General features: G+C 50.1%; 14 protein-coding genes. 5 read left to right on the forward strand and 9 right to left on the reverse strand.

Annotated elements, in window-relative coordinates; translation table 11 throughout:
* Positions 1-24: 24 nt before the first annotated feature.
* A complete protein-coding gene (locus NYR52_RS03230; protein ID WP_132219642.1) occupies positions 25-378 on the reverse strand; it encodes a hypothetical protein in 354 nt (117 codons plus the stop codon).
* Positions 379-970: 592 nt separating this feature from the next.
* Here NYR52_RS03230 and NYR52_RS03235 point away from each other — a divergent pair.
* The 4 genes from NYR52_RS03235 to NYR52_RS03250 all read left to right on the forward strand — a co-directional run bounded on the left by NYR52_RS03235 (position 971) and on the right by NYR52_RS03250 (position 3,622).
* Positions 971-1,924, forward strand: coding sequence for a nucleoside hydrolase (locus NYR52_RS03235; protein WP_132219643.1), 954 nt, complete (start codon positions 971-973; stop codon positions 1,922-1,924).
* 102 nt (positions 1,925-2,026) lie between these two features.
* The gene (locus NYR52_RS03240) at positions 2,027-2,392 is read left to right on the forward strand and encodes a group I truncated hemoglobin (protein WP_022737849.1); all 366 of its coding nucleotides are present in this window, start codon (positions 2,027-2,029) and stop codon (positions 2,390-2,392) included.
* Between the two features lie 242 nt (positions 2,393-2,634).
* Entirely contained in the window at positions 2,635-3,309 is a 675-nt protein-coding gene (locus tag NYR52_RS03245) for a hypothetical protein (protein ID WP_259436262.1), read from the forward strand.
* Between the two features lie 145 nt (positions 3,310-3,454).
* The gene (locus tag NYR52_RS03250) at positions 3,455-3,622 is read left to right on the forward strand and encodes a hypothetical protein (protein WP_158283166.1); all 168 of its coding nucleotides are present in this window, start codon (positions 3,455-3,457) and stop codon (positions 3,620-3,622) included.
* 265 nt (positions 3,623-3,887) lie between these two features.
* Here the strand turns inward: NYR52_RS03250 and NYR52_RS03255 are convergent, their stop codons facing one another.
* The 5 genes from NYR52_RS03255 to NYR52_RS03275 form a co-directional block, all read right to left on the reverse strand.
* Entirely contained in the window at positions 3,888-4,280 is a 393-nt protein-coding gene (locus NYR52_RS03255; RefSeq protein ID WP_259436263.1) for a carboxypeptidase-like regulatory domain-containing protein, read from the reverse strand.
* Positions 4,281-4,454: 174 nt separating this feature from the next.
* Positions 4,455-4,838, reverse strand: a complete 384-nt coding sequence (locus tag NYR52_RS03260; protein WP_259436264.1) for a carboxypeptidase-like regulatory domain-containing protein — start codon at positions 4,836-4,838, stop codon at positions 4,455-4,457.
* A 62-nt stretch (positions 4,839-4,900) separates the two neighbouring features.
* Positions 4,901-5,845, reverse strand: coding sequence for a trypsin-like serine peptidase (locus tag NYR52_RS03265; protein ID WP_259436265.1), 945 nt, complete (start codon positions 5,843-5,845; stop codon positions 4,901-4,903).
* A gap of 374 nt (positions 5,846-6,219) precedes the next feature.
* Positions 6,220-6,435, reverse strand: a complete 216-nt coding sequence (locus NYR52_RS03270; protein ID WP_022737856.1) for a YhzD family protein — start codon at positions 6,433-6,435, stop codon at positions 6,220-6,222.
* Between the two features lie 109 nt (positions 6,436-6,544).
* Positions 6,545-7,348 (reverse strand): mechanosensitive ion channel family protein, encoded by an 804-nt coding sequence (locus NYR52_RS03275; protein ID WP_259436266.1) that lies wholly within the window; start codon positions 7,346-7,348, stop codon positions 6,545-6,547.
* On the opposite strand from NYR52_RS03275, the gene NYR52_RS03280 reads away from it, so the two are divergent.
* Entirely contained in the window at positions 7,293-8,645 is a 1,353-nt protein-coding gene (locus NYR52_RS03280; RefSeq protein ID WP_259436267.1) for an MFS transporter, read from the forward strand. The two genes, NYR52_RS03275 and NYR52_RS03280, sit on opposite strands and share 56 nt — an antisense overlap.
* Positions 8,646-8,685: 40 nt before the next feature.
* Here NYR52_RS03280 and NYR52_RS03285 read toward each other — a convergent pair whose 3' ends face one another.
* From NYR52_RS03285 to NYR52_RS03295, 3 genes are all read right to left on the reverse strand, one after another.
* Positions 8,686-10,377 (reverse strand): serine hydrolase domain-containing protein, encoded by a 1,692-nt coding sequence (locus NYR52_RS03285; RefSeq protein ID WP_259436268.1) that lies wholly within the window; start codon positions 10,375-10,377, stop codon positions 8,686-8,688.
* Between the two features lie 158 nt (positions 10,378-10,535).
* Positions 10,536-11,450 carry a ribonuclease Z gene (gene rnz, locus NYR52_RS03290; protein ID WP_259436269.1) on the reverse strand — a complete coding sequence of 305 codons (915 nt, stop codon included), beginning with the start codon at positions 11,448-11,450 and terminating at the stop codon, positions 10,536-10,538.
* Between the two features lie 54 nt (positions 11,451-11,504).
* Positions 11,505-12,308 carry an HAD family hydrolase gene (locus NYR52_RS03295; protein WP_259436270.1) on the reverse strand — a complete coding sequence of 268 codons (804 nt, stop codon included), beginning with the start codon at positions 12,306-12,308 and terminating at the stop codon, positions 11,505-11,507.
* Between the last annotated feature and the right edge of the window lie 48 nt (positions 12,309-12,356).

The raw sequence follows: 12,356 nt of genomic DNA on the forward strand, positions 1-12,356 counted from the left end.
AGGTGTGGCTTTCAATTACAGGCATTAAACGTTTTCCGGCGTATAGTCAACAATGCAGGAAATGTACAAGTCGGTGTATTCGGACGCTTTCACGATTTCATCCACAAGATAAGCGTTATTGAAAGAATTCATCGCTTGCTGGAAGTCGATGACACTATCATAATAAATGTCCATTTGCAGCACATGTTGTGGCTCCGTTTGGGCGCCATCCTGTGTCATTGCAAAGGTAAACGGGGCCAAATGGCAAAGCTCGACGTGAGAAACTCCCTCGACTTCTAAGATATTGGGAATGATGTCGTTTTGTAAGAATAAGGTGTATCGGTCAGTATCTCTTGTTTCTTCATGGTTCCGAAACAGAAAAGAGAACTTCATCTTCATGGCAAATCCCTCCTTTGTGAAAAAAATGATAGGTTGGATCATATTTTTCATCCCATCAATCTATAGATTACACTGTTTTTTCTAATAAAAGAAGAGTGATTTCTGATATTTCAAGATGAATTAAAGCGCTTAAACGATGGAAAACAGACTTTTCCTTTAATTAGGGCAGAATTGGTAATTTTTTTGGGCTAAGTTATGACCGCAATTTTCATTGCTGAGTGAGCAGTTGTTGGGGTGTGTCTGGCATGGGGAAGAAGCGGTTTTCTCGGGGAGCGCTTCCGCCACGCGTGAAGCGGATGAGAAAATGGTTTTGGAGCCGCTGGCTTATTCATCAGACACGCTCTAAAAGATTGTTGGTTGCATCTTTTGCATTTTCCCGGCAAGCAGTTGACTGAATTGTCGATAAACAGATGAGTGCCGTGAACGGAAGCAACGCTGAAACGGACGCATACAACCGAAAATTTGACGGGTGAAACAGGCATAGGCGGTCATATGTTATTCATATCAGTACTCAATCGTTCGGTACTGCCATGAGCATTGGCGTATTTGACGTACAAGAAAATAAACACAGCTGATCAAAGGAAGGGTGGATATGGATAAGAAAAAAGTGTTGTTGTTTGCCGATGTCGGCATTGATGATGCAGTCGCATTAATCTATGCTCTTTTGCATCCCCGCATCCGCGTGTTGGGGGTTGTCGCCAGCTTTGGAAATACTCCCAGAAAATATGCTATCCGCAATACCCAGTATATTTTGAAATTGGCAGGCCGCCAAGATATTCCTGTCTTTGCAGGGGCAATGCAACCATTGGCCGGTTTGCAGCCCGCCTTTTACCCGGATTTCCACGGTCCGGCGGGTTTGGGATCATTGCGTCCCGCTCCGCAACGCATGCCACTTTACAGTGACCAAGAGCTGTTCGGATTGATTCGGCGCAATCAGGAAGACGTGCACATTGTGAATTTGGGTCCGCTGACTTCATTGGCACAGATGTTTCTCAAACATGAGAAACTGATGAAACAAGTAAACCATTATTATATGATGGGAGGCGCGTTTTTGGTTCCAGGCAACGTCACTCCGATCGCCGAAGCCAACTTTTGGCACGACCCTGTTGCGGCCAATATTGTGTTGCGCCGTATCCGGCCGAAGTGCGCCCGCATCTTTCCCCTCAACGTCACCCAAGCTGCAGTTGCCACTCCCTGCATGGTCGATCAGATCGACCGCCGAAAGAAAACCCGCGCGCAAATCATCATCAAACCTGCGCTGAATTTCTATCTTCAGGCATACAAACATACCAACCCTTCGTTTGGCGGTGGCCCCTTGCATGACTTGGTGCCGGTCAGCGCCGTGGTCAACGAAGGTTGGTTTACTTTTATTGATCGTTCCGTGGCAGTCGTGCAATCTGCCACATCGGTGGCCAGAGGAGCAAGTGTGGCCGATTTCAGAGAAATCCCTGCCCCTAGTGAACCTGGGAAAATCATACACCGGATCGCCATCAGCATGCAGAAGAAGGCATTCATGCAGGAATTTTTGCAGGTTATGACCAAATGAAGCAAACGCCCCTTTCGCTTTTTTCTATGTATAAAACCAAGTCGTGTGTTCATAATACAAAGGGAATTGCAACAGAAAGAAAAAAGTGGAGGGAACAGGGTTATGCCTCAAACAAGCACGCTCTACGAAAAGCTTGGCGGAGAAGAAACCATTGCCAAAGTCGTTGACTACTTTTATGAATTGGTATTAGCAGATGATACAGTAAACCATTTTTTTGAGAACACCGACATGGAGAAACAGCGCCGCCATCAGACCAAATTTATCAGCTTCGCATTGGGCGGTCCAAATCAATACAGCGGTCGGTCCATGGCAAAAGCACATGAAGGCATGAACCTGCAACCAGAGCATTTTGACGCGATTGTGAAGCACTTGCATGATGCCCTCGCTCACTTCGGTGTGGCTGAGTCGGATATCGACACCGCATTAAATAAAGTGGCGACTTTAAGAGATGACGTTTTGTACAAATAAGCAAGCGATCAACCCGATGCCAGTTTGTCATCGGGTTTGTTTGATGTGCGGAGATGACTATTCACATAGCGGAAATAAGACTGATCTTATCGTAAATGATTTATCGATTATAGTGACTAACTATTAAAATGAAGACATCATTAAGCTTTTAACCCGGCAACCAACTCCTCACCTGACACAACCATTCCATTCCACCATCTTCTGACATGGCCTCACTCGCTGATTTTATGCAAGTGGATACTGTGATCCCAGAACCTGATACATGGGCTAAGGTGAATCATGAAGAGATTCGCTTCCAGCAGGTTTTGGACTCTAATAACACCAGAGAAAGTGCTCAAGTCACTAAGAAAAGAATCGTTGATGAAATATTTGCCCGAATCACTAACCCTGATCTTTTTTCCGGCTTGGAGAGGTTGGCCAAGGATTTGGCGGACTATTTCATTCACATCCAATATCCGGATTGCTTGGCGAAGGAAGCGATTGGCAAGCTGATCTGCCAATGGGCTCAAACGTCTTCCAAAGGCATGCTGGCGGAGGCGATTCAATTGGCCGCTCGCGACACATTTGCTTTGGATCAAGCCGATGTCAGCCGGTTTACAGGTGCTAGCACCAATCCATTCTACAGTCATCATGGAGCGACCATTGGGGAAGTATTGAAATTGATGAAAGCTCACACCGCAGATTACTTCAGAAAGATTGGAGTCACGCAGTTAATTGCTTTATGCCGCGGCATTAACTTTCCAAAGAGTGAAAATGTGGTGGCCAATGGCGTTGTCGTTCGACATGCGCTCCAACCACTCTCTTCATTTACCATCGATCCTGATGTCGCCAAGTTGTTCGCTCACGATTACGCAGATCCGAACAGAACCGATGCTAAAAGGGGTGATCAACCTATTTATCTTCCTGACAGGAACTAACCAAAAGTCTCCTTACTTGTTGGGAGCGGTTGAACTATTCCCCTAAGTGCATATATCCGGCAGGCTGTGCATACAGCTCGTAATTTTTTGAATCCGAAACATTTTTTGTTATTTTCGTCGTATTTAATGGAGGTGGAAGTAGTTCATGCGTAATTTGATCATCATTTTCTGTTCTATTTTCGTTTTGGCAGGGTGTACAATGCATGAAGAATCAAAGAAAATCAATATAGTCAAAGTCGAAGATCGCGCTTTTCTCATTTCGGAGCAGCAGTTTCCTGAAAGAGCTTCGTTTTTTCAAAAAAGTTTTCAATGAAACGAAAAACACTGCTTGTACGTTGAACAGGCTGAGAAATGGTTACAAAAAGAGTTAAGCAAGTATTCTGATGGGACACCTCTTTTCTTTCATATTGGAGAACGTCCAAAGATGAATATCATAACAGATAAAAAGGACTGAAAATAAATAATCGTGGTTATTATATTTCCTTTGGTTTGAAAAACCTCTGACGCCAATGTGGTCGAATGGATTACTCAAGCACACCGTCGGTGCAACAAGGCCCCCATGTGAAGGGGGCTGTTTGTTATGTGGACGGCATCAGACGCACGGTGATTTGTGCCTTTGTCTTGGTGGTGTCGACGGAGATGCGTTGCCCTAAGTATCCATTGCGCTGAAAGGTAAAATCGTAGGTACCGGGTGGCACCGGCCAGGTGAATTTGCCATTGGCGTCAGTATAACGCACAATGCGCGGCAAGGCGACAGGGTGCGATCCGGTGGGAATGGGGGTGACGATGACACCAGGGAGAGGGTTGCCCAGCTGGTCCAAGACTTGCCCGGATACGTTGGTCAGTGTCTTCGGGTGTGAGGCTTGCTCTGGTATGGCAGATGAGTGCGGGTTGGTCGTTTCCGCGGTTCCCCCGCAAGCGCTGAGCAGGCAGCAAAAGAGCAGGATGAGCGGCGTGGTTGTGCGCATCATTATTTTTTATCTCCTTTCAAGATGGAGTGGCCTGTCAATCATTGTCGGAGTGGAGCAATATGTTCAACGTTATCTGAGTTTCCTTAAGATGTAAACACGATACATCCTGTTTTTGCTCATGATCAAAGCAGTTACCCCGTTTTCTGCCTCTGGAAAACGGGGAATTCTTGCGGATCAATTTGGTTTGAGTTGCACTCGCAGGTGGGGGGCTTGTTTGCTAGATATGGCTTGTACTCGCTCCTTGTGAATAGCGTATCCTGGCTTGCGAAAGACAAAGTCATATGTGCCAGGAGGAACCGTCCAGGAGAAACGGCCTTCCGCGTCCGTGTAGACGGCGATTTCGGGAATGGGTCCGCTTTTGTCGTCGGCAGGTTCAGGCATGACAAGGACTTGGGCGATAGGATGTCCGTCTGTGTCCACGACAGTGCCCGTGACAGTGATGCGTTGCCCCGGTTGGGGATTGGGCGCGTCTCCGCTGAGATTGCTGCATCCAGTGCTGACCAACATACCGATTGAAAGCAGAGAGAGGAAGAAGCTGGAAAAGAGTGTCCGGTTCATGATCATGATCCTCCTTTAACAAAAAAAGATAGAGGGGAAACTCCCACCCTATCTTATAGACGTCATTGCGCTTTCCAGGTATTCAAATTTTCGAAAACTTCTTTTGTGATTCTTGTGCCGCGGTTATAGCTGGAGCCGCCGTACACACCGTTGGTATGGATCGCGATGGAGCAGACACCGCAATGGGCATAGCTGTTTTGGTAAACAGGAGAGCCGCTTTGGCCACCATAGGTGTCGTTGGCGTATAACAGCTTGTGTTTGTGTGTGTCGCGAATGCGATCGGCGTGTTGCCATTGGGTTCCGTATGGCTTGTCGCCGGGATAGCCGCTGATGTTTTCAGCCGTTCCGTTCATGGAGCCGGATTGGTATCGGTATCCAAACCAACCGGTGGAGTCGCCGATGCGTTTGTCCAGCTTGATCGCACCATAATCATAGTTGGTGTTGCCGTCATGCACCCAGCCGGTCACGGAGAAGAATTCTACGCCATCGGCGGAGCCATAGGGAAGGTAGTCGCCGTCTCTTCCCGGATAGACGGTAGCGAAGGAGGCCCATTTGTCTTCGTTGGGATCATACAAGCAATGGCCGGCAGTGGCCACGGTGTCCGGACCGATCATCCAACCGGTACATCCACCGATGTCGCTGACGATATGTACAATGGCGCTATAGGGGTAGACGGCTGTGTTGGTGACCCGGGTGCGGTTGTCTGCGCCGATGATTGATTCGGTACCAGCGCCGCCGTCTGGTTTGGTTTCAGATGGGGAGGCTGTGAGATCGCGCCGTTCTTGGGTGCCCTTGTGCCCTTTGGTATAAGCCCCATCGCGTTGTTTGACTGTATCTTTGCCGTATGGGACGGGCTGAATGGTGGCGCCTTTGTTGGAAACGGGGGTGTGGGGGGATGGGGGTTCCGTAACCGTCGCATAAACGGCAGAGCTGCTGGATGAAAAGACGATGGCGCAAACGAATGACAAGGAGGCAACTAACGCAAACAGCTGTTTCTTGTGCAACATGAATGAATCACTCCTTTAAGGGAATTGGGTCATGGGAGCGGAGACGATGAGTAGGGAATGAATGAACGATATGAATATTATAGGGAATATGGTAAAAATATACAATCCGAATGTTCTGCTAATTGTTTACGTTTTTGTGACCTATGGAGTGAGTATGGAAACGGGTGTGTAAAAGCGGCAATCTAGAGTGTGTCTGGCAAAGCCAGTGGGTGGGGAAGAAGCGGCGGAACCCCTTTTCTTGAGGAGCGCTGATGCACAAGTGAAGCGGATGAGACAATGGTTTTGGAGCTACTAGCCTATTCATCGGATGCGCCCCAGTTTAGCTCCAGCCAAAGGAAAAATCCCCGGCAAGCGGGGATTTGGGACGGATTGGATCAGTTTGTGGCTTTGCCTGTTTTGGTGTCAAATTGGTGCGGCTTAAACATGACAAGGCGACCTGTGCGGTGGAAGACGCGATGCGGTTTTGTTTCGTAACCTTTTTCTTGCAAGAGCCGGTGTGCTTCCTGTTTGGCAGCGGCATCTGTCGTAGCTTCCACGGCTTGGTCAATCAATACTTCCCCATTCTCACTATACACGGTCATATGATACATAAACTCCACTCCTCTCCTTTCCGTAACACAATTGGTAATAGTCTTATTATAGCCAATATGCGCAGAAAAGAGGAGATGTTTGCCGGCTCATGCCTTTTTTGCGTGCGGCCTAGGTTGCGCTGACTTTAGCGAATTCACTTTGGTCCAGCGCCATCTTCAGTTCTTTGCGCATTTCCCGCTCCACGCGCGCCTGTTCTCCGTTTTCCGTGCGAGCATAGACGCGAATCACGGTTTCGGTCGTGTTGATGTTTTCCACTCCCAACACGGTCGGCCCCTCAACAATTGCTGGGATATGGTGTTTCATTTTGCGGCACGTCTCTTCCAAGTATGCGATCATTTTCTCCACATCGATGTCTGCGGGCAAGGGGAGATCGACGGTGGCTTGCATCACGCCACGGGAATGGTTGGTGAGCGATTTGATGTCACGGTTGAGCAAGAAATGAAGGTCACCGTTGGCTGAACGAAGTTTGAGCGTCCGCAAGCCCACATGCTCCACGGTGCCGCTAAAACCGTTTACCGTAATCTCTTCCCCAACATGCACTTGGTCTTCCATCAGCATGAAGAAACCGGTGACGATGTCGCTGACCAAGTCTTTGGCCCCGAACCCGATGGCCAGTCCCAAAACGCCAGCACTGGCGAGCAGAGCGGAAATATTGATGCCGAATTCAGGCAAGATGGAAACCAAAGCGATGAAGAAAATCACATAGGAAGCGATGTTTACCAAGAGGCTTTGGATGGTTTGAATGCGTTGCTGAGTGCCCTTGTTTAAGCGTTTGCTGGACACGGTGGCGCGAATGATCACTTGTTTAATGACGGCGTAGGCGATGCCGGCCAAGACCAGGATGATTATCGCTTTGATGATTGAACCAAAGACACCACTGAACAAGCCATTGGCTGAAAATGTTGTAAACAATGGGGTTCCTCCTGTCTTATTTTATTTCGTATTGCTAATTTTCCTGTCAGGCACTATAATCCTTTGCGGAGATGATGAAAAGGTGGCTGATGTTGATATGAGTCAAACATGGTCAATGAAACGGTTTTACATATTGGTTTTTGTCGTATGTATTACCGGGTCGACACAAGGCTTGCTGATTCCTTTGCTGACGACGTTCTTGGAGGAGCGGGGCGTCAGCGCGGATGTGAACGGACTGAGCGCAGCCGCACTGTACGTGGGCATCATGATTGCCTCACCGCTGTGCGCATGGATGGTTGGGCGTTACGGCTACAAAAAGATGATCTTGTTGGGCCTTAGCATCACCACCGTGGCGGTTGGATTGATCCCTTTATTCACCAATATCTGGGTGTGGAGCGCTTTGCGGTTCACGGTGGGGATTGGTGACAGTTTTCTTCATTATGCTACCCAATTGTGGATTACCTCAACCGCACTGCCGAATGAACGAGGAAAGCGTATTTCCCAATACGGGTTCTTCTACGGGTTGGGGTTTGGGATCGGCCCGTTGGGTCTGAATTTGCTGTCGCTAGGCGAACATGTCCCCTTGTGGACGATGTTTGCGCTTTTGGTCGTTACGATTGGTTTGGCAATGCAACTAAAAGAAGACCAAGAGAAGGTCACCAGCGAAAGAAAGGAAGAGAAGGCGACCAAACACCATGTCGCCGTGGTGTACCGGATCGGCTTGGTCGCTTTGTGTCCAGCATTGTTGTACGGTTTTTTGGAAGCGTCGCTGGCGGGCAACTTCCCAGTGATTGGACTGCGTGAGGGCATTTCCAAAGGATGGATTTCCGTGTTGATTTCCGCCTTTGTGTGGGGAAGTTTGGTCTTCCAGATTCCGCTAGGCATCTTGGGCGATAAAATCGGCCGCAAACGGTTGCTTATGGCTGTGTGCGCGTTGGGGGCCATAGGTATGTTCCTCATCCCTCATCTGATGCCCAACGCTTGGGCTTTGTTTGTCGCATTCTCCCTCATCGGCGGGCTGATCGGTTCCATTTTTTCTTTGGGTCTGGCTTATGTGACCGATCTGTTGCCTTCCCAATACCTCCCTACAGCGAATATGATCGCCTCCGTTCATTTCAGCTTAGGGAGCATGCTAGGGCCCTATATGGGTGGACTGCTCATCAAAGGGTGGGGAGGACATGCCCTGTTTTACCTGATTTCCGCTTCTCTGGCAGCCTTTGTGCTGCTGGCACTCGTATACCGGCACGCGGAAGCCTCCGAATCCTCCTTACCCGCACAGGAAAAGCAGATTGGCTAACTGGAGTGGCCCCTTCTTGCGGTCGCAGAAGGGGCTTTGTTTAATGTTCTCTTCGTTGCCATTCAATTCCTGTCATTTTGAGGGGGCGTATCTCGCCGTTTTCTAGCTTGACAGTGGGTTGGTCAACATACCACCCCCGCCCGTTGATTGAGACATCCGTCTGATAGCGAAAGCGGAGGTAGCGGGCGTTGGCAGGCAGGGACAAGCTTACTCGATTCCAGCATGCACTCCTGCCAGTGACCGAATGCAAGGGTTGCCAAGTCTTACCGTCCGCAGATGTTTCGACAATGCCAAAATCAGCATTGGTTTCGAGATGATGCCAAGTGGCGAAGGATAATGTTTTTTTGGCGGCCAAGGCTGGCAGATTGGCTGTCATTGTGCGGTTTAATCCATCGCCGTATCCTGCGAACCAAGCCGGTCTCCGCATGACGACAGGAATGGCGTCAGCGGCCAGCCGCGCCGCTTCCCTCCGAACTGGGTTGAGTGAAGGCGTTTGCCGGGTGGGATGTACCCGATTGGTTAGCAGAATGGCGATGGTGGCCTGCTCTCGGTTGACGACGAGGGAAGTGCCAGTAAAACCAGTATGGCCAACGGTATGGGGACTGGCGAGGGCGTCCATGTACCATCCCTGATTCAGTTCCCAGCCGAGGCCGTGGTCATCACCGGGGAAGTCGGTGTTAAAGTTGTGTTCCATTAAGGCCACGGTTTGTTCATCCAAGATGCGAGTGGTGCCGTAGCGGCCGCGTAATAGGAAGAGATGGCCCAACTTGGCCAAGTCGGTGGCAGTAGAGAATACACCGGCATGGCCCGCCACGCCATCCAAGGAAGCGGCGTTTTCGTCATGCACTTGACCCCAAACCAGCCCACGGTCGGGATTGGACTGGTATTCGGTGGCGGCGATGCGGTGCTTGTAAGACGCGGGTGGATTGTACATCGTATCAACCATTCCCAGGGGCCCTGTGATCGTTTCTTTCACATATTGATCCAGCCGCTTGCCGGTGAGGCGTTCCACCAGAGCGCCCAACGTGATCATGTTAAGGTCGCTGTACACATAGGTGCTTCCGGGAGCATGGTCGAGCGGGCAACGGAACACTTCTTGCAGGCGGTCATTTCGGTTGCCATCCACCTGATATAAGGGAAGGCCGGGGCGGAATCCAGATGTGTGCGTCAGTAATTGTTTGATGGTGACGGTCGCTTTGCCGTTTGCAGCAAATTCGGGAATGTAGCGGCTTACGGGATCATCGAGTGCGAATTTGCCTTGTTCATAGAGTTTCATTACGGCGATGGCGGTGAAAATTTTACTGATCGAAGCCACGTCAAACAGGGTATGTTTGGTCATGGGAACGGGTTGGGCGAGAGGGGTTCGTGAGGAATCTCGGTACTTGGCGGCATAGCCGTACGCTTGGTGCTTGACGATAACGCCGCGGCGGGCGACCAACATCACCGCACCGGGCATATGGTTTTGTTCGATGGCCCGGTTCAGAGCAGTGTCTAACGCTTGTAGCGGTTCGTTTCGCATTCCTGCTGCTGATGGTGGGCCCGCACGTAAGATCGGGCTAGTGGGGAGGGGGAAATCCCAGCTGGTCGGGAGGGCGACATTCACTCGCTTGGCGGGAGGGAGTGGCTTGCTTTCTTTTTCTGATAAAGGAGCGTAAGCAGCGAGAACGGGAACCGGCATCAAGCAGGCCAGAAGCAGGCTAAACAAGGATACCCCGAAGGGATGGCGGCGCATGGGGCGTTCTCCTCCTTTGTGTGATAGATGCCTTATTGATATATTTTACCAAAACGTGTGCGGTTAAGACAAAAAGCCTCTCCTGTAAAAAACAGGCGCCTCATCGATAGGCACCTGTTTTCGCCGGGTAGTTGATGAATGGCCTGATAACGAAACGCTCATAATTGATACCGGAACCCATCATGCGCAATCTGGACGGCAGTGAAGACAGTTTGCGCGTCTTTCAACAATTGCACATGATCCTCTTCCATGAATCGTGAACTGATGTGGGTTAGTATCAGCGCTTTGGCGTTGGCATTTTTGGCCACAGTGGCCGCTTGGACACATGTGGAGTGATGGTGGGCGGTGGCCAACTCTTCCTGACCCGCCCCGTAGGTGGACTCATGAACCAACACATCCGCGTGTTGCGCCAACACTTCCGCCGAAGGAGTGGGTCGGGTGTCTCCGAGGATGGCCAAGATGCGCCCCGGTTTGGGGGGATGGATATAATCTTGTCCATTGATGACGCGCCCATCGGGGAGAGTTACCGTTTTCCCCTGTTTAATCTCTTGATAGTGAGGGCCAGACGGGATGCCTTCGGCTTTCAGTTTCTCAATATCCAAGGCCCCGGATTGCTCTTCTTCTTGCAATCGGTAGCCGAAGCAGGGAATGCCGTGATCCAATTTTCCCACCGTCACTGTAAAGGGGCCTTCCTTCAATGTGTCCCCTTCTTCCACTTCATGAATGGCGAGGGGATAACGCAAGTAGGTGCAACTGGTTTGCATCGCTACTTCAATAAAGGAACGCAAACCTTTGGGGCCATAAACGGTTAATGGCGTCTCGGCTCCTTGAAAACTACGGCTTCCCAATACACCGGGAAGCCCGTAGATATGATCCCCATGAAGGTGGGTGATAAAAATCCGGCTTATCTTTCCTAAGCGGACGGGATGTTCAAGGATTTGATGCTGGGTGGCCTCACCGCAATCAAACAGCCAAGTGTCTCCTTTGTATTCCGGCATGATGAGAGCGAGGGATGAAACATTTCGCTGTTTGGACGGGATGCCAGCGCCGGTGCCCAAAAACAGAAGTTCCATCGCATAATCCCTCCTTTCTTCAACAGGAATGTTTAGACCGATGAGGCAAGGGGTTCATTTTGCTGAGCTTTGGCTGTTGTACGCCAATACCCAGCGGGCTGCTTCCGCTACAGAGGCTACGGTATGGGTCGCTTCCTGTTTTACTGCGGCATCGGCGACCGCCATCGCAAAGCTGTGCTTCGTCAGTCGGAGCATGGAGATGTCATTATAGGAATCGCCGATGCAGGCTACTTCCTCTTCCTTCATGCCTAAGTGATCGATCAGCCGTTTGAGACCCACCCCTTTGGAGACGCCAGGAGGCATGAAATCAATGCAATGCCGGTCGGAAATGAAGGAGTCAACCCTGTCGGCAAAATGTTCTTTCACCGTGGCTTCCAACTTTTTGATTTCGTCCATGTCGCCGATGTAGCATAGCTTGCTGGCGAAAATGGAGGTGCCTAGGCAGTCGAGCACATCGACCCGTTCTTCAATCGGCATGCGCATCTGGGTTTCGATCTGTTGAACCAACGCACTTTTGCGCGGCACAAACATGCCATCTTCTTGGCTAATGAAGCCAACCAGCTGATAGGGTTCGGCGATCCGGAACAACTCGCGGGCCGTGTCCCCGTCGAAGTGTGCGGAATACAGGCGTTGATTATTCGTGTCATAGATGAACGCGCCATTTTGGCTGATGCGGTGGAACTCGCCTTGCAGTTCGTTCATCACACTAACCAATTCTTTATCCATGCGCCCGGAGGCGAGGCAGACTTGCACTCCAGCGTCGGCAAGTGCCATTAAGGCTTCTTTGTCCTCCGGATTCACAGTTTTTTTGTCATTGAATAAGGTGTTGTCTAAGTCACTCACAAATAAACGGATCATATTGGATGACACTCTTTCTGTTGTGATAATAGATGCATCTCTGTTTAG

The sequence above is a fragment of the Laceyella sacchari genome (assembly GCF_024927925.1).
In the GTDB taxonomy this organism is placed as follows: Bacteria; Bacillota; Bacilli; order Thermoactinomycetales; family Thermoactinomycetaceae; genus Laceyella; species Laceyella sacchari.

Excerpts from the sequence above, each read along its gene's own strand:
- NYR52_RS03230 (WP_132219642.1), bottom strand. The coding sequence starts at position 378 with ATGAAGATGAAGTTCTCTTTTCTGTTTCGGAACCATGAAGAAACAAGA.
- NYR52_RS03235 (WP_132219643.1), top strand. The coding sequence starts at position 971 with ATGGATAAGAAAAAAGTGTTGTTGTTTGCCGATGTCGGCATTGATGAT.
- NYR52_RS03240 (WP_022737849.1), top strand. The coding sequence starts at position 2,027 with ATGCCTCAAACAAGCACGCTCTACGAAAAGCTTGGCGGAGAAGAAACC.
- NYR52_RS03250 (WP_158283166.1), top strand. The coding sequence starts at position 3,455 with ATGCGTAATTTGATCATCATTTTCTGTTCTATTTTCGTTTTGGCAGGG.
- NYR52_RS03255 (WP_259436263.1), bottom strand. The coding sequence starts at position 4,280 with ATGATGCGCACAACCACGCCGCTCATCCTGCTCTTTTGCTGCCTGCTC.
- NYR52_RS03260 (WP_259436264.1), bottom strand. The coding sequence starts at position 4,838 with ATGAACCGGACACTCTTTTCCAGCTTCTTCCTCTCTCTGCTTTCAATC.
- NYR52_RS03265 (WP_259436265.1), bottom strand. The coding sequence starts at position 5,845 with ATGTTGCACAAGAAACAGCTGTTTGCGTTAGTTGCCTCCTTGTCATTC.
- NYR52_RS03270 (WP_022737856.1), bottom strand. The coding sequence starts at position 6,435 with ATGTATCATATGACCGTGTATAGTGAGAATGGGGAAGTATTGATTGAC.
- NYR52_RS03280 (WP_259436267.1), top strand. The coding sequence starts at position 7,293 with ATGATTGAACCAAAGACACCACTGAACAAGCCATTGGCTGAAAATGTT.
- NYR52_RS03285 (WP_259436268.1), bottom strand. The coding sequence starts at position 10,377 with ATGCGCCGCCATCCCTTCGGGGTATCCTTGTTTAGCCTGCTTCTGGCC.
- rnz (WP_259436269.1), bottom strand. The coding sequence starts at position 11,450 with ATGGAACTTCTGTTTTTGGGCACCGGCGCTGGCATCCCGTCCAAACAG.
- NYR52_RS03295 (WP_259436270.1), bottom strand. The coding sequence starts at position 12,308 with ATGATCCGTTTATTTGTGAGTGACTTAGACAACACCTTATTCAATGAC.